The organism is Methylophaga sp. OBS1, assembly GCF_026319365.1.
This window is the reverse complement of the sequence record NZ_JAPDMS010000001.1, coordinates 380,582-400,748: the sequence shown is the minus strand read 5'-3', so window position 1 is coordinate 400,748 and position 20,167 is coordinate 380,582. Positions and strand designations below refer to the sequence as shown.

Annotated in this window: 16 protein-coding genes; 4 read left to right on the top strand and 12 right to left on the bottom strand. The window is 50.5% G+C overall.

What is annotated here, in order from left to right:
- Positions 1-8: 8 nt before the first annotated feature.
- Positions 9-659, top strand: coding sequence for an MlaC/ttg2D family ABC transporter substrate-binding protein (locus OMQ46_RS01965; RefSeq protein ID WP_266235393.1), 651 nt, complete (start codon positions 9-11; stop codon positions 657-659).
- Positions 660-691: 32 nt separating this feature from the next.
- Here OMQ46_RS01965 and OMQ46_RS01960 read toward each other — a convergent pair whose 3' ends face one another.
- The 9 genes from OMQ46_RS01960 to OMQ46_RS01920 all read right to left on the bottom strand — a co-directional run bounded on the left by OMQ46_RS01960 (position 692) and on the right by OMQ46_RS01920 (position 11,659).
- Positions 692-1,261, bottom strand: coding sequence for a PqiC family protein (locus OMQ46_RS01960; protein WP_266235392.1), 570 nt, complete (start codon positions 1,259-1,261; stop codon positions 692-694).
- A gap of 21 nt (positions 1,262-1,282) precedes the next feature.
- Complete coding sequence (gene pqiB / locus OMQ46_RS01955; RefSeq protein ID WP_266235391.1) at positions 1,283-2,953, bottom strand: intermembrane transport protein PqiB; 1,671 nt, start codon at positions 2,951-2,953, stop codon at positions 1,283-1,285.
- Entirely contained in the window at positions 2,946-4,283 is a 1,338-nt protein-coding gene (locus tag OMQ46_RS01950; RefSeq protein WP_266235389.1) for a paraquat-inducible protein A, read from the bottom strand. The genes pqiB and OMQ46_RS01950 overlap by 8 nt, the downstream gene beginning before the upstream one ends.
- Positions 4,284-4,479: 196 nt before the next feature.
- Positions 4,480-5,382 (bottom strand): catalase family peroxidase, encoded by a 903-nt coding sequence (locus OMQ46_RS01945; RefSeq protein WP_266235387.1) that lies wholly within the window; start codon positions 5,380-5,382, stop codon positions 4,480-4,482.
- The gene (locus OMQ46_RS01940) at positions 5,336-5,476 is read right to left on the bottom strand and encodes a hypothetical protein (RefSeq protein WP_266235386.1); all 141 of its coding nucleotides are present in this window, start codon (positions 5,474-5,476) and stop codon (positions 5,336-5,338) included. The genes OMQ46_RS01945 and OMQ46_RS01940 overlap by 47 nt, the downstream gene beginning before the upstream one ends.
- A gap of 200 nt (positions 5,477-5,676) precedes the next feature.
- Entirely contained in the window at positions 5,677-8,817 is a 3,141-nt protein-coding gene (locus OMQ46_RS01935; protein ID WP_266235384.1) for an efflux RND transporter permease subunit, read from the bottom strand.
- 9 nt (positions 8,818-8,826) lie between these two features.
- Positions 8,827-10,053 (bottom strand): efflux RND transporter periplasmic adaptor subunit, encoded by a 1,227-nt coding sequence (locus tag OMQ46_RS01930; protein ID WP_266235383.1) that lies wholly within the window; start codon positions 10,051-10,053, stop codon positions 8,827-8,829.
- Between the two features lie 5 nt (positions 10,054-10,058).
- On the bottom strand, positions 10,059-11,339 hold the full coding sequence (locus tag OMQ46_RS01925; RefSeq protein ID WP_266235381.1) for a TolC family protein: 1,281 nt from the start codon (positions 11,337-11,339) through the stop codon (positions 10,059-10,061).
- 62 nt (positions 11,340-11,401) lie between these two features.
- Positions 11,402-11,659, bottom strand: coding sequence for a hypothetical protein (locus OMQ46_RS01920; RefSeq protein WP_266235379.1), 258 nt, complete (start codon positions 11,657-11,659; stop codon positions 11,402-11,404).
- A 430-nt stretch (positions 11,660-12,089) separates the two neighbouring features.
- Between OMQ46_RS01920 and OMQ46_RS01915 the strand changes: the two genes are divergently transcribed.
- Genes OMQ46_RS01915 through OMQ46_RS01905 form a run of 3 tightly spaced genes read left to right on the top strand, consistent with a single transcriptional unit; the run spans position 12,090 to position 17,025 of the window.
- Positions 12,090-13,160: an HlyD family secretion protein gene (locus tag OMQ46_RS01915; protein ID WP_266235378.1), complete on the top strand. Its 1,071-nt coding sequence runs from the start codon at positions 12,090-12,092 to the stop codon at positions 13,158-13,160.
- Positions 13,160-15,898, top strand: a complete 2,739-nt coding sequence (gene rbbA / locus OMQ46_RS01910) for a ribosome-associated ATPase/putative transporter RbbA (RefSeq protein WP_416234828.1) — start codon at positions 13,160-13,162, stop codon at positions 15,896-15,898. The genes OMQ46_RS01915 and rbbA overlap by 1 nt, the downstream gene beginning before the upstream one ends.
- Before the next feature lie 2 nt (positions 15,899-15,900).
- The gene (locus OMQ46_RS01905; RefSeq protein WP_266235377.1) at positions 15,901-17,025 is read left to right on the top strand and encodes an ABC transporter permease; all 1,125 of its coding nucleotides are present in this window, start codon (positions 15,901-15,903) and stop codon (positions 17,023-17,025) included.
- A gap of 20 nt (positions 17,026-17,045) precedes the next feature.
- Here the strand turns inward: OMQ46_RS01905 and OMQ46_RS01900 are convergent, their stop codons facing one another.
- The 3 genes from OMQ46_RS01900 to OMQ46_RS01890 form a co-directional block, all read right to left on the bottom strand.
- Positions 17,046-18,644 (bottom strand): BCCT family transporter, encoded by a 1,599-nt coding sequence (locus OMQ46_RS01900; RefSeq protein ID WP_266235375.1) that lies wholly within the window; start codon positions 18,642-18,644, stop codon positions 17,046-17,048.
- 157 nt (positions 18,645-18,801) lie between these two features.
- Entirely contained in the window at positions 18,802-19,410 is a 609-nt protein-coding gene (locus OMQ46_RS01895) for a c-type cytochrome (RefSeq protein ID WP_266235374.1), read from the bottom strand.
- Between the two features lie 135 nt (positions 19,411-19,545).
- A complete protein-coding gene (locus OMQ46_RS01890; RefSeq protein ID WP_266235373.1) occupies positions 19,546-20,037 on the bottom strand; it encodes a TIGR00645 family protein in 492 nt (163 codons plus the stop codon).
- Positions 20,038-20,167 lie beyond the last annotated feature (130 nt).

Sequence of the window (20,167 nt, the reverse complement as noted above, 5' to 3'; positions counted from 1 at the left end):
CCTTACTTATGCAACACAGCACGTTTTTCCATTGGATTTTAGCGACATACCTGCTTTTCTTTGCGTTCACTGTCAGCGCAGAGCAGGGTCATAACAACCCGAGAGACATCATCCAGGCATCCACGACTGAAGTACTGGATATTATCAAAGAGCACCAGACGCTCGACGAAGGCCAGATGACGCAGGAGATGGCGGATGATCTGTTTCAGGTACTGGAACCGATTGTGGATTTTGATGCCATTGCTCGCGGGGTCATGGGCAAGCACGGCAAAGCAGCGACACAGGAACAGAAGCAAGCCTTTTCGGAGGCCTTTAAGCGCAGCCTGTCAAAGCTCTACATGAAAAGCTTTCAAACCTTTGAAGTCAAAAGTATCGAAGTCCAGCCCCTGCCGGCGGATTTCAATCCGCAGCGTGATAACCGGACCTATATCAAAATGAAGGCAGAAGCAGGCAACAACCGAATTTATTCAATTGATTATGCCCTGGGCCGAAAAGACAGCAGCCAAGCCTGGCAGGTGCACAATATTATTCTCGACGGGGTCAACCTGGGTATGGTGTATATGAACCAGTTTGATGGTGCTGTCAGTCGACATGGCAGCGTCGAAGCAGCGATAAATAACTGGTCAGCGGATGAAATCAAGGGTGTCGACGAGCTGTAATAAGGTGCTTAACACGCATATCCTGGCAACCGCTAGGGTTGCAGATAGTCTGCAATCTGCTGCGACAGTTTATCGAGATTCTGCCCCAGCGCTCTGACCAGCGCTGGGTAACCTGACTCCTTGAGTGCTGTCTCCATCTCAAAGCGCTGGATGTGCTGGATTTCACCTTGTTGATTTTTCAGTTGCCATTGTCCGCTGGTCAACGCCAGACCATCATAGCGGCCATGAAATCCATGAATATCGATAGATAAACGTAAATCAGCCGGAGTCTGAGGTCTTACCACTGTGTAGGGCTGTGACTGAAGATTCAGACGTGCCTGCAGACCACGGTTGATTTGCCGGCGTAGATCTTCAGCCCAGACATGGTTTTTTGCCTGATTCAGGGTAATGTCGTCCAGTTGCAACACCAGTCCCGATTTATTCAGAAAGTCAGCCAACTGTACGTCACTGATTTGCAGCAATTGCATTTTCCCCGGCTTATCGGCTGACTCAATCTCGCCGCTCGGTCCCGGCAGGAAATAATGTTGCTTGTCCATAGTCGGCTTGGCACAGGCCGACAATAGCAGAATGAACAAAACGCTTAGATAAGTTTTCGGTGTCATCACAGTAAAATCGATTCCTGATTAGGGTGTGGCTGCCGGTGGCTGTGGGTCATTAGTCGCCGGTGGATTAAAAATCAAGGCATTAGGCTGCTCACCCAGGGTTCGTGCCAGAGGTTGCAGGTCCCGCAGCAGGGTTTCCAGGGTTTGCAGTGTTTGGTTCAGTTCCTGGTAGGTCTGCGACTCCGGTGACAGGCCTTCAATGGCTTTTCGCAGCTCAGTCAAAGTCTGATTGATATTGGTCGGGACCTGCTGAATTTCCGGATTATCCAGCAAATCCTTAACGCTGGCAGTAAGACTGCGGACTTCCCGCAACAGGGATTCGGACTGCTGCATATTATTGTCCATCCCTTTCATGATTGGCTCGATCTGCAGTGCATTGAGTTTATCCAGCAGACTGGATACCTTCAGCTCAATTTGCGCCAGCCCTGTCGGGGTAGTGGGGATCACAAGCCGTTTCTCAAAGGTTTCCAGCTTCCTGTTTTCGTCTTGGTCACGCTGAAAGTTGAGATCAACAAATAAGGCTCCAGTAAGCAAATTGCCGGATTTCAGCGTGGCATGCAGGCCATTCTCCACGATGTTTTTCAATCTTTCACGCCAGGACGCCAGGTCGACTTTTTCCTGACCACCAAGACGCTGCGGCTCAATACTGATCAATACCGGGATGGCAAAGTTTTCACGAATACGTCGTTCCGGTGAGGTAAAGCGCCAGGGTACTTCCTTGACCGTGCCAACACGAAGACCACGAAATTCCACCGGTGCGCCTTCACTGAGACCGCGCACCGTGTCTTCCACCAGCAGCACATACTCCAGTGAATCGCTGAACAGTCCCTGACGGGCTTTTTCTTCGTCCGGGAATAGTTGAAAAACCTGCTCCTGTTCTACAGGGCCTGCCGGCAAGTCTTCCAGAATGCCGAAAGTCACGCCACCGCTCAACAGGGCTTCCAGTGAAGCGATATTGACCTCAAATCCGGTGGAGCTCAACTCCAGGTTGACACCTTTGGCAGACCAGAATCGGGTATTAGCGTTAATCAGGGCATCATAGGGCTGCTCTATAAACAATTGGTGATTGACCTGCAGGGCGGCCTCATCAAACTCGGCACTCTCAACACGTCCCACGGTGTAACCCTGATACGTCACCGGGTCGCCCACCCGCAGAGAATTTCCCAGTTGACTGACCAGCTTGATTCGGATCCCTTCATTGCCATCCAACGCCACCGGTGGCTGCTCAAGTACCTCAAATTTTCGCCGTTGTTTCTGTGACTGGCCGGGATGCAGTTGGATATAAGCACCGGACAACACGGTGCCGAAACCACTGATGCCCTCACGGCTGATACGGGGTTTCACAACCCAGAAGCGGGTATCTTCAACCAGCACTTCCTCGGCATCGTGGTTGATGCGGGCCATCACCAGGGCCTGACTGAGATCATCGGATAATTTCACTTCTTCAACCTGGCCGATATCAACATTGCGGGTCTTGATTCGGGTTTTACCGGCCTCAATGCCTTCAGCGTTGGAGATAGTCAGGGTGATCAACGGACCGGTGTGTAGATAGTTGTCGACAACCAGCCAGGCACCTATCAGGGCTGCCACAACAGGAATGATCCAGATAGGCGATAATCGTGAGGCCCTGACAGTCGTCGCTTTGTGTAAATCGCTGTTGTGTGGCTGGTCGGTTGAACCGTTTTCACTCATGCAGTGGGTCCTTGAAAGCGTGGTTTCTGTGTTCAGTGGATTGATCCCAAATCAGTCTCGGGTCAAAACAAATGGCAGCCAGCATAGTCAATATTACCACCAGGGCAAAGGCCAGTGCAGCCGGACCGGGTGTGATGGACATCAGGTTGCCGGCACGAATCAGCGCGACCAGGATGGCGACGACAAACACATCGACCATGGACCAGCGACCGATAAACTCCACAACACGGTAGAGTCTGATACGACTGCGATACGTCATCTCACTGCTTTTGCCAACACGAAGACACAGCCAGCCCAGAGCCAGTATTTTGCCTACCGGGACGATAATACTGGCGGTGAAGATGATCAGGGCAATCGGCCAGGAGCCACCATTGATCAGGTCGACAACACCACCAATAATCGTCTGTGGCTGCGTCTGTCCCAGCCGGGTACTATGCATAATCGGGTAGACGTTGGCCGGCACATAGAGCACACAGGCGGTGAGCAATAAGGCCCAGGTGCGCTGCAGGGAGTGGGGGAGCCGGGGGCGTAGTCGCTCACCACAGCGTTCGCAGTGAGCCTGTCCCTGATTCGGCAGTCTCTGCAACAGGCCACAGGTGCTGCAGCCGGTCAGCTGTTGTGAGGCCGCTGTTATTCCGGTTTGTGTTCCCTCGGGTGCCGGTGGTTCGCCGGCAATCGAAAACCACAACCAGTCATCATCAACCGATCGGGTCGTCATCAGCAGCAAAATGGCAAAGCTGCAAAAGGCCCAGAAGCCAGCCCCGAGCGTCACATCAGCGGACCCAGACAGCTTAAACAGGCTGACCAGCGCGCCGATGATGAACACATCCGCCATCATCCAAGGATGCAAATGTTTCAAAGATCGGGCAATAACCCGACTCATTGGCTGTGGTTTCCCCCGCAGCAAACCGCTTTGCAACCAGATCACTGCTAGCAGGTACAACGCCGGCAAAATCACGATAGTCAATGACACCAGAATGGCCATCAATGGCTGTTCAAAACTCAGTAACTGCGTGGCTGTCTGGCTGAGCTGAATTTTCTGACCGATGCCCAGCGCATGAAAACTGACAAAAGGAAAATAGACCGCCAGCATTAACGCAATTAAGGCACTGATGGCCAGCGCCATACTGCGTTGCGCCGGGCGGAAATGTCGTCGCGCCAGCGTGTGATGACAACGGGGACATGTGGCAAGCTGATTGGGCTTGAGTGCCGGTAAGGCCACTACCCAGTCACATTCCTGACAGGCACGTAAACGCCTGCGCCGCCCCCGTGATTCAGGAGAACCAGGCTCGACAAATTGAAAGGTCTTAAATCGTTGCGCTCGCTGCAAATCAAATGTCCATGCGGCTTATGAGCGAAAGCTCAAGTGTCAGGGATAAGGCTTTATGGATAAGTACGCTTGTCGTAATGTTATCAGTGGACTATCAATTGTTCATATCCGAAAATTGGGTACGTAATCCACAGCAGGACTGAAACAAAAAATGCGGGCTTTAACCCGCATTTTTTTATCGATGCGGTGCTGGCGTTCAGTCTGCCCGTTTTTGAAAACTGAGCGCGTAAGCCGTGGGTCTTGCAAGTAAAACCGGATCATCAGAAGCCGAGATGCCATCGGTCAATGCCAGCGGATTGAACAGGGTGTTTTTGGCATATTCAGCGCCATTGTCCATGATGTTCTGAATTTCAAGTGTACCCAGTTCGATGATTTGTCTTTCTTCCGGCCAGACCACGGTAGGATCATTTTTAATATCGTCCTCACTCGCAATCTGTAGCGAGATTGTCATCACGGCTTTGCCTTGTTCAAGCCGGCTTTTTAATTCAGTGGAGAGATAATCCGGCGCTGCCGATTCGCGTGCGTCTCTATCCAGAAACTGTGAACCATTAACCGGCTCTACCAGATAACGCCCGTAAACGCGCTCACCATCAGCATTAGTGAAAATAAGGGCATTCAGACCATGATAGTTTTGTGTGGTAAAGCTTTCTGGTGCGGGTTTGTCCAGTTCAACAAAGCGTTTGGCACTGGGATTGTTTTCAAGAAAGCGGGCAATCGGCGAAGGGGTGGCATCACTGTCACGGGATGCTTTAATCGCTGTCAGTAACTCAAGAAATTTTTCCGGCGTACTGACCGGGAATCGATTGACGGATAACAACACCATATCAGTCTCATCCCCGTCTTCGAGTAAAAAACGAATAGCCATCCCCTTGGGAAAAGCTTCGCCAGACGCATCATGAATTTGCGGGACACCGGTCGCATTTGAAAACCTGACGACAACATCAGTGGGCGTTTTTTGGAAATGGGGTGCTGTGGTGATCTGGCTGGCCTGAGACGATGGCGTAAAAATGCCTTCAGCCACAATGCCCTCTGCGTGATTAACCCGCTCACCTTCATGGACCACCTGACAGGGCCACAAAGGTATCGACGATGTTGGCATGGGCACTTTCTGCTAATGCCAGTCCCGGCAGAAAAGCCATAAAACAGATACCTATCCAGCCAGACAACTTACCTATCTTATTTTGATTACGCATAGAGACCTCTCAAATAAAAGCCGGCATTCAAACGGCAGAATTAGCGGTTTAGCCATTGCAGAATAGCATTATGTCAATCTGACCGTTCATTGCTGAATTAAGCACGAATGACACAGCCATATTCATCCAGAATAGAGATGATTGATGAATTTTTTGTGATCGCGCCTTTCCGTTTATGCCGTATCAGGTCTGATGTCAATTTATGGCTGCGCCGACCGACGCTCAGCACGTCGATGAGCCAGAATATACAGCGCCGGTAACACGACCAGCGTGAGTAAGGTCGACGAGATTATGCCCCCCACGACCACGGTGGCCAGAGGCCGCTGTACTTCAGCCCCTGTACCGGTATTGAGCGCCATGGGTAAGAAGCCGAGACTGGCCACTAATGCGGTCATTAAAACCGGTCGTAAACGCTGCATCGCTCCACTTCTTACCGCTATCAAGAGGTTTTCCCCTTTCGCACGCAGTTGGCGGATGAATGACAGCATGACAATACCATTGAGCACGGCAATGCCTGACAGGGCAATAAAGCCGACTGCTGCGGAAATCGACAGCGGCATATCTCTGAAAAGCAGAGACAAGACACCACCGGTTAGTGCCAACGGTATACCGGTAAACACCAGCAGCGCGTCTCTAAGTGATTGAAAGGCGCTAATCAACAGGCCCAGAATCAACAGCAGGGTGACCGGCACCACGATTGATAGCCGCTGCGTGGCGGACTGCAATTGTTCAAATGTGCCGCCATAGTCGACCCAGTAACCCGCCGGCATCGATAACTGCTCATTAATCGCCGTTTGAACATCACTGATAAAGGAGGCCAAATCACGTTGGTTGACATTAGCCGACACCAGCACATGCCGTTTGCCATTTTCCCGATTGATTTGATTTGGACCAATAACTCTCTTAATGGTCGCAATTTCACCCAGAGGCACATAGGACAAATCAGGCTCATCACTATCTGGCAGTGCTACGGGAAGCTTTGAGAGGTACGCAATGTTTTCACGCTTTTCATCGGCCAGCCTGACAATCAGATCAAAGCGTTTATCGCCCTCATAAATCAAACCAACCTCACGGCCACCAATCGCAGTCTGAATAGTCTGCTGCATATCATTGATAGTGAGGCCCAGGAGGGCGAGATGATCACGATCAGGTTCGATGGCGATCATCGGCAGACCGGTAATAGGCTCCATGCGGACATCGGCCGCCCCCGAAACACGCTTGATGATATTAATGGCTGATTCGCCGATTTGATTAAGCTCATCCAGATCATCGCCATAAACCCTGACAGCAACATCCGCTCTTACACCCGCAATCAGTTCATTGAAGCGCATCTCAATCGGCTGGGTGAATTCGTATTTATTGCCGGGTACAGCTTCAACTGCCTGACGTAACTCATCCAGAAACGCCGCCTTGGTTTGAGTCGGATCGGGCCAAGCACTGCGTTGCTTGAGAATGATATAGGTATCCGCGACATTGGGTGGCATAGGATCAGTGGCAATATCGGGGGTACCTATTTTTGAGAACACCCGCTCAACCTGTGCAAATTCACGAATCACGCTTTCCAGCTGGTTCTGCATATCAACAGATTGTTCCAGGCCTGTGCCGCTGATTCTCAGCGCATGCATGGCAATATCACCTTCATCCAGTTTAGGCAGAAATTCCGCGCCCATACGCGTGGTCAGACTGGCCGTCCAGATGACGAAAATCAATGCAGACAGTGTCACTACCAGCGGCAGACGCATAGCCAGAGACAGAAAAGGCCGGTAGGCAAAACGTGCACCGCGCATCAAAATATTTTCCCGGTGTCGCACTTTACCCCTGACAAAAATCGCCAGTGCCGCCGGTACAAAAGTCACAGCAAAGATTAATGCCCCGGTGAGGGCCGCCATGACGGTAAATGCCATGGGCTCAAACATCTTGGCTTCAACCCCGCCCAGTGCAAACAGGGGCAAATAAACCAGCATGATTATCAGGACGCCGAAAACTGCCGGATTAAAGACTTCACGCGTGCTTTCTGTGACTTCCTTTAAGCGCTCCTGCAGGGTCAATAAGCGTCCAAGTCGCTCCTGCGCCAATCCCAGTCTGCGAAGTCCATTTTCAACCACGATCACCGCGCCATCGACAATCAGACCAAAGTCGATCGCCCCCAGGCTCATCAGATTGCCCGAAACCCGGTTATTGACCATGCCGGTTACCGCAAACAACATGCTCAAAGGGATGATCATGGCAGTGATAAAGGCTGCCCGGAAGTTGCCGAGCAGAGCAAACAACACCACGATGACCAGTAAGGCGCCCTCTAGCAAATTTTTCTGTACGGTGGCGATAGTCTCTTCGACCAGGGTGGTGCGGTTGTAGACCGCTTCGGCTTTGACGCCCTCAGGTAAGCTGCGGTTAACCGCCGCCAATTTCTCAGACACGGCTTCAGCCACAACCCGGCTGTTTTCACCAATCAGCATAAAAGCGGTACCCAAAACGGTCTCCTGACCATTCTGGGTCGCTGCACCAGTGCGAAGTTGCTTGCCCAGCATCACTTCAGCGACATCGCCCACAGTGATGGGCATATCATCACGCTTGGCAATCACCACTTTGCGAATGTCATCCAGGGTTTTGAGCTGTCCCGGCGAGCGAACCAGCCACTGCTCACCATAACGCTCTATATATCCGGCCCCGGTATTTTGATTGTTCTCCATCAGCGCCTGAGACACGTCGGCCAGCGTTAGTTTGTAAGCCAGTAATTTTGCCGGGTCCGGCGCAACCTGGTACTCACGCTCATAGCCACCGACACTGTTAATTTCGGTAATGCCAGGCACCGTGACCAGTTGCGGCCTGATGATCCAGTCCTGGATGGTTCTCAGATCTTCGGCGTTGTAGGGCTCACCGTTTTCTTTAACCGCATCTGCTTCAGCGCTGATTGCATAGGTAAAAATTTCGCCGAGACCACTGGCGACTGGCCCCAGTTGTGGCTCGGCACCGGCGGGTAATTGACCGCGTATGGATTGCAGACGCTCACTAATCTGTTGTCTTCCCAGATAAATATCGGTGTCATCCTCAAACACCACCGTCACTTGAGACAGACCATAGCGTGACAGGGAGCGGGTGTATTGCAGATCCGGCAGACCGGCCATAGCGGTCTCAATCAGGTAAGTGACACGCTGTTCCGCTTCCAGTGGCGAATATCCAGGCACCTCCGTGTTGATTTGCACCTGCTTATTGGTGATATCCGGTACTGCATCAATGGGCAGTTGATAAGTGTTGTAAACACCCAGCCCGGCGATCAGCAGGGTCAACACCAGTACCAGCCAACGCTGATTTATCGCGAAGCGAATAATCGAATCAATCATGGTTCGCTCCTAATGGCTGTGGCTGGCGCCATCTTTCAGGACTTCGGCCTTAAGCAGATAGCTGTTTTCAATGACATAGTCGGTGCCGGGTTTCAGCCCCCCAGTGACTTCTACATACGCTTCATCCTGACGGCCAAGCTGCACCATCCTGACTTCAAAGATATTGCCAAAACGGGCAAAGACCACCGGCATGTCACGGTAGGTCTGCAGCGCTGAGCGTTTGACAGCCAGCGGCACTTCGAGTTGTTCAGTGACAACGCTGGCAATCACATGCATACCGGGCCGCCAGTTGCCATCGGGATTGGCCAGTGTCGCCCTGGCACGGGCAATATGCCCCCCGGTCATCTGGGGTGAGAGATAATCGAGTTCAGTTTCTGCCATTTGCTCGTCATGAAGATCACTGACTCTGACCTTCATGCCTTTGGAAATAGCCTCGATATCCTGGGGAAACATCGACATTTCTACCCAGACTTTGGAAAGGTCACTGACTTCGACCAGCGTACCCATATCGCTATGGTCGCCTTTTTTAACAGGACGCAGCGTCACCTCACCCGCAGCCGGGCTGGTCACGGCATAAGTCTGCAGGGTCTGCTGGTTGAGCACGGTCAGCAGACGCTGACCTTTTTTAACCTGGTCACCGGTATTGACCAGCACCGACTGGACAATACCGGGGTAGGGCGCATGGACATGAAACACCCGGTCTTCGGCTTTACTGATAATGCCGTAGACGGTGTTGGTCACTGTCAAAGTCTGCGGGCTGGCGGTGTCTGTTATAACGCCCGATAAGGCCAGCAATCTGTCTGTGATTTCTGCACGGCCCTCATAACTTTCAAAATGCCAGTGATGCTCCTCATCCTGGTAACGGGCAGTGACCTCGACTTCAAATGAATGTGGCTCTCTAACCTCCTGGTCTCCCAGCAAATAATCGGATTCAGGCATAAAATCAATCAGATCCTGATCACCGCCGGTCCGGTTTAAAGTCACGGTCATATTAATCTTTTCAGGATCAATCGCTGTACCGTCCGGCTGATAAGCATAAACCCGCATCTCCGGTGGAATACCGGATTCAAAAATGCTGAGTTCCAGGTTCAAACTGTCACTCTCCAGCAGACGCCCGCCATGGGGACCTTCCGGTGGTGCTTCATGCCCGCTGTCATCATGACCGTGGCCGTGACCGCCGGCAGCGAAAGCAGTGGTATGAATAAAAAAAGTGAATATCAAAAAATAAAATTTCATGGTGCTTATTCCTTGTCAGCAGCGTCGCTGGATGAGTGGTTAACCAGACTCATGCCACTGAGCCGTTCCAGTTCCAGAAACTGCAGATGAACAGCGTACTGGGCTTCGATAATGTCCCGCTCGATAGCGTAGAGCTCATCCTGGGCATCGACCCATTGCAGGACGTTGTAAATACCGAGTTGGTAGCCGCGTTCCACTTCGTCGAGTAATGAGTTCGCCACAGGCTTAAGGTCCTGATTAAGGCGATTTTCCTGCTCGATATTGTTTTGCATTGCCGCCAGAATGCGACTCAGCGCAATCTCCAGCCGGTTTTTCATCAACGTTTGATGCGCCAGTTTTTCCTGATACCGGGCCTGTGCGGCGGCGATGCTGCCCTGATTTTGATCATTCAGTTGCAAGGGCATGGAGAAATTGAATACCAGCGCCAGATCATCATTGCCCTCAAATCGTCTGATACCGGCACCCACCGTGACATTTGAAGTACGCTCAGCTTCAGCCAGCGCCAGTCTCGCCTGATTGATCCGGGCCTGTGCCGCTAAAAGCAGATAATCCGGCGTTTTAACTAAAGCCGCTTGAAGTTCATTCTCATCCGGTAGACGGGGGAGCTTGGCGAGTTTGCCAGCGACAGCCTCGAAATCCGGCGCCTGTACCCAATTGGCAGCCAGCATTCTCAGCGCCTGTTCATGCTCTGCGAGAAGCGTTTGTTGCTTGGATTCAGATTTCGCCAAACGCAATTGCATACGCATCAGATCGGCTTCACCGACCACACCGGCATTGGCGCGTTTTTGAATGACTTCTAAAGCCGCCTTTTCGCTGACAATCCGCTGTCGGTTCCAGTCCATAAGGTGCTGTAAACGCAGTGCAGCATAATAATCTCGCAGGGTAGCCGCCACGACATCGAGACGTTTGACTTCATAGTCGTGTTGTAACTCAGCCGACTTGCGGTCAATGACATCGACCCGACGCTCACGCTTGCCACCCAGTTCCAGTACCTGACTTAAAGACAGCGTCAGTTCATGCCCCGCAAGAAAGCGGCTATCACCGGTGCCCATCACATTTTCCAGGCTGGCGCCCAGCGTTGGATTGGGTCTCAGGTCCGCCTGCAGCGCTTCACCCTCGAGAGTGCGCACATGGTAAGGATAAAGCTCTAACTGCGGACTGGCTTGCAGCGTTCGTTTTACCGCGGTTGACGGCTCAATAGCCAGTGCTGAGCCTGAACTCAGCAGCCCGGTGACGACTGCCAGCACCGGCATGGCGGAGCGGCATAATAAATTCAACAATTTCATGATCAAATCCCATAGCAAATTCACACGCAAAAGCGTGTCTTAAGAGACCAGTTGCTAAAGGATCAGGCGTTGGGCGGGGGAAGAGGGGGGGTATAAGAGCGGGTAATCAGCGGGCTCATCACATCGCCACTGATATGATTAGCCGATTTGATAAAACGAATAGCTTCATGTTCAATCAGATCCGCTGTGATATGCAGGTTGAAGTGATGCGCATGCTCAGCACTGGCATCATGTTCCTCATGCACACCCGAATCAGTTTGATGATCAGCGTACGTCAAATCGGCATGCGTCAGTTCGAGTTGGTGTTCATTGAGGTGCAAAAAAGCTGATGCACTGGTCGAGAAAACCATGCAGATAAGTAAACTGATTGTGATCAGGAAGTTCGGCTTCACGTCAACGTATGAATGAAATAATTGAGTTCATGGTATGCCCGGAACCGGGACAAATCAAATTTGAAATATCGTTTTTGATTGCAACCAGCTTATCGATAAAACAAATCAGGTTGCTCATCGTCGAGCATTTTTTATCCAGCCTGAGGCCATCATTTGGCAGGAATTTGATCTGAATCAGTTGCCGTGATTTTGAAATCTCTTATTGTTTAACTTATTGCTGCTAGGACAACTGATCCTTAATATGAATTCAGTAACAAAGTGAGCAATTCGGAAACAAGGTCTGACGTGCCTGAAAAGTTAATCACGTACTGGAAAGCTGACTATCTGCGTTCTATGGCCACATCAGTGAAGGAAACACATGAGGAACACAGTCAAAAAAATATCGCTGTTGGTAGGACTGATCGCCCTGGTCAGCCTTTCTATCTGGTTCTGGTTTATTCAGAAAAGTAGTCAACCTGTTGACTATCTGGTGAGTGGTAATGGCCGTATTGAGGCGACTGAGATTGATATCGCCACCAAATATGCTGGCCGGGTGATAGAGATTCACGCCAGGGAGGGGGATTTTATCGAGGCAGGCGACATTGTCGCCAGTATGCAAATCGATGTGCTTAATGCACAACTCAGTGAAGCACAGGCTCAACTACAGAAAGCCAGGAATGCTGTTGCCAGCGCCGAGGCACAAGTGGCTGTTCGGGAGAGTGACGTGGCAGCCGCTGAAGCAGTCGTGGTCCAGCGAGCCAGTGAACTGGAAAATGCACAGCGTCGACTGGCCCGTACTGAAACCCTGGCACAAAAAGGATCGGCATCCAAACAACAACTCGATGACGACAAGGCTTTAGTAAGAAGTGCAGAGGCAACACTTGCTGCAGCCAAAGCCCAGGTAAAGGCCGCTGAAGCGGCTGTCATTGCAGCAAAATCACAAGTCGACGGTGCCAAGTCTACTGTCGCTGCTGTTGAAGCCACCATAGAGCGGATCAATGTTGATATTGCTGACAGCCAACTCAAAACGCCCAGAGCTGGACGAGTCCAGTTCCGGGTCGCCGAGCCGGGGGAAGTATTGCCCAGTGGTGGCAAAGTGCTCAACATGGTCGACCTGACTGATGTCTACATGACCTTTTTCTTGCCTGAAACCGTAGTTGGCCGTGTTGCGCTGGGGAGTGATGCCCGTATTATTCTGGATACCTTTCCTGAGTATGTCATTCCTGCCAAAGTCAGCTATATCTCCAGTGTGGCGCAGTTCACCCCGAAAACAGTCGAAACAGCCGAGGAGCGTCAAAAGCTGATGTTTCGTGTGAAAGTCCGTATTTCACCGGATTTGCTGAACAAACATATTCGCCAGGTAAAAACAGGGTTACCAGGCGTAGCCTGGCTGAAACTGGATGACAATCAGGACTGGCCTGAATCGCTACAGGTTAGGGTATCCGAATAGTGCAGGCAGTTGATAAACAGCCCGTTATTGAACTGAACGATGTCAGTCTGAACTATCGCTCCAAACAAGCTCTGAAGCAGATTAACCTCAGCATCCCGGCCGGTGCAACCGTCGGCTTTATCGGTCCGGATGGAGTAGGAAAATCGAGTTTACTGTCATTGATTGCAGGAGCAAGAAAACTTCAGGCAGGCTCACTGAGGGTGCTCAATGGTGATATGTCTTCCAGACATCACCGCAGACAAATCTGTCCCACGATTGCCTATATGCCACAGGGTCTGGGTAAGAACTTGAGCCTTTCCCTGTCAGTGGAAGATAACTTACAGTTTATCAGCCGTTTATTCGGTCATGACCCAGCGGAACGCCGTCGTCGTATAGAACATCTGACAACGGCGACGGGACTCTATCCCTTTCTTGATCGTCCTGCCGGCAAATTATCAGGCGGCATGAAACAAAAACTGGCTCTGTGCTGCGCCCTGATACACGACCCTGACCTGCTCATTCTGGATGAGCCGACAACGGGGGTGGACCCCTTATCCAGAAATCAATTCTGGCAACTGATTGAACAAATAAGAGCACAGCGCCCGGGCATGAGCGTACTGGTCGCCACAGCCTATATGGAGGAGGCGGAACGGTTTGAGCTGCTTGTTGCCATGGATGAAGGCGAAATTCTGGCCACAGGGACACCTGCAGCGCTGATGCAAACGACGGATACTCAGAGCGTTGAAGCCGCTTTTATTGCCTTACTTCCCGAGCAGAAAAAACGGCATCATTCGTCTATCGTCATTCCTGAATTCAGCAACCAGGATGAGATCGCCATCGAAGCCAGTGATCTCACCATGCGATTTGGTGACTTTGTTGCAGTGGATCAGGTGAACTTTGAAATCAGACGCGGGGAAATTTTCGGTTTTATCGGTTCCAATGGTTGCGGTAAAACCACCACGATGAAAATGCTGACAGGCCTTTTAGCCCCTACCGAAGGTCAGGCCAGGCTGTTCGGTCATAAAGTTAAATCCCGCGATGTTGAAACACGACGTCGTGTTGGTTACATGACACAGGCCTTTTCTCTCTATAACGAACTCAGCGTCAAGCAAAACCTGGTACTGCATGCACAACTGTTTAACGTACCTTCAGCAGAAATTCAGGGCAGAGTCGATGAGTTATTGGCCCGATTCGAGCTTGATCAAGTCGCAACAAGGCTGCCGGACAAATTACCGCTGGGAATGCGACAGCGCTTGTCACTGGCTGTCGCTGTTGTACATAAACCTGAAATATTGATTCTGGATGAACCGACTTCCGGTGTGGATCCGGTTGCCCGGGATGCTTTCTGGTCCTTACTGGTTGAGTTATCCCGGGATGAAAAGGTCACTATCTTTATCTCCACCCATTTTATGAATGAGGCTATGCGCTGTGATCGCATTTCACTGATGCATGCTGGACAGGTGCTTGATACGGACTCACCGGAAGCAATCATTAACAAACAACAGGCATCAACGCTGGAAACAGCCTTTATCGCTTATTTGAAACAACACGAAGCATCGTTCGAATCCACCAGCACAACACAATCGACAACGCCTGAGACGGAGATTGATGACCGGGAAAGCTTAAACAATTCAAGTCACAACAAACTGTTTAGCTGGCAACGGGCACTCAGCTACAGCATGCGGGAAATGCTTGAACTGAAACAGGATGGTGTTCGTCTGACGATGGCCCTGATGGGTAGCCTGCTACTGATGGTCATCATGGGGTATGGCATTTCGATGGATGTAAACGACCTGAGCTATGCAGTTCTGGATCGTGATCAGACTGTCCTGAGTCAGAACTATACCCTCAACATGTCGGGCTCACGCTATTTTATTGAGAAGGCACCTATTCAGGATTATGCCGATTTGGATAGAAGAATGCGCAGCGGAGAACTGGCACTGGCTATTGAAATTCCTCCCAATTTTTCACGAAATCTCGCCAGAGACAACACATTAGAAATCAGCGCCTGGATAGATGGCGCTATGCCCCAACGTGCTGAAACCGTGCTGGGTTATGTAAAAGGTATGCATCAAAGCTGGGTCAGTTCAGCGTTGGGAGATAGTAGTGCACCTGCGGCGAGTATTGAAACCCGCTTTCGTTACAACCCGGATGTCAAAAGTCTGCCTGCCATGGTGCCTGCGGTGATGCCCATGATGTTGTTATTGATTCCGGCCATATTGAGCGCGCTGGCGGTCGTCCGTGAAAAAGAACTGGGCTCCATTATCAATCTATACGTCACCCCCGTGACCCGAACTGAGTTTATGCTGGGCAAACAGCTACCCTATATTGTTCTGGCCATGATCAATTTCCTTCTTATGGTTGCTTTTGCCATCTGGGTGTTTGAAGTACCGATCAAAGGCAGCTTTCCGGCGCTGCTTATTGCCTCGATATTTTTTGTCAGTTTTGCCACAGCATTTGGTTTGCTGTCGTCAACGTTCACTCGAAGTCAAATCGCTGCCATATTCTTTACTGCCATGGGCTCACTGATACCCACAATAGAGTTTTCCGGGATGATTCATCCCGTCTCTTCGCTGGAAGGCGTCGGTAGAATCATCGGCGAACTCAATCCGACGACGCACTTCATCACCATCAGTCGCGGTGTATTCAGCAAAGCCCTGACATTACCCGAGTTACTGCCCGCTATTTTCTCCATCTCCATGGGAGCGTTGCTGGTCATGCTGTTAGCCATTGCGCTATTAGGGAAACAAGAGACATAGCCATGGTCAGGATCAGTCATGTCTACCGTCTGGGCGGGAAAGAACTCTGGAGCATTCTTCGCGACCCGGTCATGCTGGTTCTCATTGCTTATGGTTTTTCATTACTGATTTATATCGCAGCCACATCCATGCCGGATACCCTGAACAAGGTGCCTATTGCGATTGTGGATGAAGATCGTTCGCCTTTATCTACGCGAATTATTTCTGCTTTTCAGCCTCCTGAGTTTCAACCACCTTACCTTGTTGACCTGAAGGAAGTAGATACGGGTCTTGATGCGGGTTATTTCACCTTCTCGCTCGATATCCCGCCGAATTTTCAGCGGGATGTATTGGCTGGAAAGTCCCCTGCAATCCAGCTTAATGTTGATGCCACCCGCATGTCTCAAGCTTTCAGTGGAGCAGGGTATGCCCAGCAGATAGTCATGGAGGAAATTAATGAGTTTATTCAAGGCTATCGTGAGACAGCGACACAACAGGTTGAATTGACTTACCGGATCCGCTTCAACCCCAACATGTCACAGAAATGGTTCGGCTCGATCATTGAATTGATTGAAATGGTCACGATGCTCTCCATCATTCTCGCTGGGGCAGCCCTCATCCGTGAACGTGAGCATGGCACCATTGAGCACCTGCTGGTCATGCCGATGACACCGGCTGAAATTATGCTGGCAAAAGTCTGGGCCACCGGCATTATTGTTCTGGTTGCCTCCACGCTCTCGGTGACTTTTGTCATCAAAGGCTGGCTGGGTATTCCGATCCAGGGCTCAATCTGGTTCTTTGTTTTGTTGACCGGCCTGTATCTGTTTTCCACGACTTCCATGGGTATTTTCATGGCCACCATCGCCCGAAGCATGCCACAGTTCGGACTGCTGATGATGCTGGTCATGATGCCGATGCTCATGCTGTCTGGCGGGGTGACACCTCGAGAGAGCATGCCAGTGGTTGCCAGAGTGTTGATGGAGTTTATGCCCTCAACGCACTATGTTTCCGGCACACAGGCCATTCTTTACCGCGGTGCTGATATTGATGTCATCGTCCCACAGATAGTGTCTTTGCTCGCAATCGGCCTGGTCTTTTTTACCATTTCATTATTGCGCTTCAGACACAGTGTCAGTCAAGCGGATTGATAGCTGCTGATTAAACGACGCTATTGATTTTGATTATCTTCAGATTTCGTTTGTTCAACTTCATGCTCATCAAGAAGACGCTGCAATCTCTCTCTCATCAATGCTTCATGCAGCTCGATCTGTCTTTGCTCATCTCTCAGCGATTTGAGTAAGGCACTGGCCATAAAAACCATCAATATCATGAACGGGAAAGCGGCAACGATAGAAACGGTCTGTAACGATGACAGACCGCCACTCAGTAATAAAACACCCGCGACCAGAATCTGAATCAGGCCAAAGACAAATCTCAGCCAGGGTTTGGGTATCAATGCGCCTTTACCAGCAAACATGCCCAGCACAAACGTCGCTGAATTGGCTGAAGTGATAACGAATAAAACAATTAAAACCAGCATTAAAACGGCCGTCATTTCTGCGCCGGGTAACAGCGCAAGCAATGCAAACAAGCCAGCGCTGATCTCCTGTGATACGGCCTGGGCAATTTGAGCATTGGCAAACACTTCGTAATACAAGGCACTGCCGCCGAATGTTGCAAACCAGATAGCGCTGAGTAACACCGGCATACCAATTACCCCGAAAATAAACTCTCTTATTGTGCGTCCACGTGAAATTCGGGCGATAAAGCTGCCCACAAAGGGGGCCCAGGATAGTCCCCATGCCCAGTAGAATATCGTCCACCGCTCAACCCAGTCTTCTCCGGTGTAGGGTGTCATTACCAGGCTCATACCAATCAAATTACCGAAGTAGTCCCCAATCGCGTTGGTCATCGAGGCGGTAATGAAATCAGTGGGGCCGGCAAAAAAAACGAAAATAAGCAGTAAGCCCGCCAGCCACATATTCAGATCACTGATATAACGTATTCCGCTCTCCAACGGTGCCAGTGAGCAGAGAAGAAAGACAACCCCCACGCCAGCCAGGATCGCCAATTGGGAGGAGAGGCCAAACTCAATATTGAAAACAGATGATGCGCCGCTGTTGATCTGAAGCATACCCAGCCCCAGTGTCGTAGCGACACCAAAAACCGTTGACACCACTGCCAACACATTGATGGCATGCCCCATACCGCCATCTACGCGGTCCCCCAGAGTGGAACGGAACGCTTCACTGATAAGGCCAGGTCGTTGTTGTCTGAAACGAACATAGGCAATGGCGAGGCCGACGATCCCGAAATTAGCCCATTGATGAAACCCCCAATGAAACAGGGAGTAACGCATGGCAAGCCCGGCTGACTCTGGCGAGTTGGCTGGAGCACTACCAAAAGGTGGCGATGCATAATGCGTCATGGGTTCAGCCACGCCCCAGAAGACGAGGCCTACCCCCATACCTGCTGAGAAAATCATGCCCAGCCATGACAAGTATGAAAACTCTGGCGCCTCACCATCGGCACCTAGTCTAATTTGACCGTAATTAGATAACGCGATGCTGATACAAAAAACCAGAAAGCCGGTAGTGACAAATAAATACAACCAACCGAAGTGGCTCGTTGTAAAAGATAATGCTCGCTCAGCGGATTCTGAGAATAAATCCGGATATAGCGTTGCCAGAGCAATGAAACCGGATAATAAGGAAAGTGAGATATAAAAAACCCAGCCGGGCTGTGACTGTGACGTAGTGTTTATCATACTGACATCATAGATATCGGTCGTGCTGATTGGAAGATCAAACCATTACCTCAAAAACACAACATCTGCTGGGTATTGTGTCCTATCGATTTTTGAGATGGCGGGCTGGTTAACTTGCGTTGCCAGGATAGTGCCGCTGATGAGCGGGTTGGTAATATTACTGTTGTTTAGCTGGTTTAACTTCGCCTATAGCGCCATCGGCACGCGCCTTGAGGTAGGCATAGAGATTCTCCATACCGCTCATCACCGTCGCATTTGACTCCCAGGCGGGCATACTGCCGATTTGTCCAGTCTTGCCATGCGTAACGACGTCGACAAACTCCGCTTTACTGATGACATTAAGACTGTCCGCAAGGTTGGGGCCCACCATGCCTTGCCCATAGGTGCCGTGGCAACGCGCACACCAGTTACGGTAAAGCTTAAAACCTTCATAACTGAACTCATCCAGCTTGTTACCATCAACAACCTGATATAAGTCGTCAGATGACTGTTTCTCCTCCGACGAAGCGCTTGATTCTGCTTGTGTTACTGATGATGGAGCAGGGGGCTCAGCATGCTGTTCAGGCGGGTTGACTTCTGGGGAGCTGCTCGATTCCTGACTGGGTTGCTGCTCTGCCATTGGCTCGGCAGGGGAAACATCAGTGACTTCATTGTTGATTTGAGATGAGGAATCGTTCTCTGTTGGTTGGTCACAGCCCGACAGGATCATGGCATGAGTCAATAAAACGGGCATATAAAACAACAGTCTGATTTTAGACTTGTTCATAAGGCACCCCCTGTATAGCCAGACAGTCACTTCAAATTATCAGCATATGCTGACATTGTGAAGTAATTTAATCGAAGGCTTAGCTTAGAATAAAGCAGGCTCCCACACACCGGTTACCATTTACAGTCATCTGAATTACTTGCTACGGGTGATTTTATCCAGGTAGCCCATGGCGAAAGCAGACACGACAAAAGTGATGTGAATCAGCAAATACCACTTTATTTTGTCATTAGAGATATGTTCTGCGTTCATGAACACCTTGAGAAGATGAATCGATGAGATTGCCACAATTGACGCCGCCACCTTGTTCTTCAGAGAGCCTGCATCCAGCTTCCCAAGCCACCCCAGCTTGTCTTCGCCTTCATCCACATCCAGCCGAGAGACAAAGTTTTCATAGCCTGAGAACATCACCATTACTATCAAACCGCCCACCAGGGTAATGTCAATCAACGAGAGGGCAACCAGAATGAGGTCTACCTCTTTCATTTCCAGAATCATGGGGAAAATATGAAAAATCTCCTGGAAGAACTTGATGCCCAACAGTGCCAGCACCAGACTGAGCCCCAGATAGATAGGCGCCATAATCCAGCGGGACGAATACATCAGTTTTTCAAACAGCTTTTCCATTAATGATTCAATACCTGTGAGGTGGATAAAGGAACAATAGGATAGTGGGGGCTAGCACAAACGGTCAATGTAATCCATTGCTCAAAATTAACTAGAGCAGCGTTTATCAAACAAATGACATTCTTTGTCA

Excerpts from the sequence above, each read along its gene's own strand:
- OMQ46_RS01965 (WP_266235393.1), top strand. The coding sequence starts at position 9 with ATGCAACACAGCACGTTTTTCCATTGGATTTTAGCGACATACCTGCTT.
- OMQ46_RS01960 (WP_266235392.1), bottom strand. The coding sequence starts at position 1,261 with ATGACACCGAAAACTTATCTAAGCGTTTTGTTCATTCTGCTATTGTCG.
- pqiB (WP_266235391.1), bottom strand. The coding sequence starts at position 2,953 with ATGAGTGAAAACGGTTCAACCGACCAGCCACACAACAGCGATTTACAC.
- OMQ46_RS01945 (WP_266235387.1), bottom strand. The coding sequence starts at position 5,382 with ATGCCAACATCGTCGATACCTTTGTGGCCCTGTCAGGTGGTCCATGAA.
- OMQ46_RS01940 (WP_266235386.1), bottom strand. The coding sequence starts at position 5,476 with ATGCGTAATCAAAATAAGATAGGTAAGTTGTCTGGCTGGATAGGTATC.
- OMQ46_RS01935 (WP_266235384.1), bottom strand. The coding sequence starts at position 8,817 with ATGATTGATTCGATTATTCGCTTCGCGATAAATCAGCGTTGGCTGGTA.
- OMQ46_RS01930 (WP_266235383.1), bottom strand. The coding sequence starts at position 10,053 with ATGAAATTTTATTTTTTGATATTCACTTTTTTTATTCATACCACTGCT.
- OMQ46_RS01925 (WP_266235381.1), bottom strand. The coding sequence starts at position 11,339 with ATGAAATTGTTGAATTTATTATGCCGCTCCGCCATGCCGGTGCTGGCA.
- OMQ46_RS01915 (WP_266235378.1), top strand. The coding sequence starts at position 12,090 with ATGAGGAACACAGTCAAAAAAATATCGCTGTTGGTAGGACTGATCGCC.
- OMQ46_RS01905 (WP_266235377.1), top strand. The coding sequence starts at position 15,901 with ATGGTCAGGATCAGTCATGTCTACCGTCTGGGCGGGAAAGAACTCTGG.
- OMQ46_RS01900 (WP_266235375.1), bottom strand. The coding sequence starts at position 18,644 with ATGATAAACACTACGTCACAGTCACAGCCCGGCTGGGTTTTTTATATC.
- OMQ46_RS01895 (WP_266235374.1), bottom strand. The coding sequence starts at position 19,410 with ATGAACAAGTCTAAAATCAGACTGTTGTTTTATATGCCCGTTTTATTG.
- OMQ46_RS01890 (WP_266235373.1), bottom strand. The coding sequence starts at position 20,037 with ATGGAAAAGCTGTTTGAAAAACTGATGTATTCGTCCCGCTGGATTATG.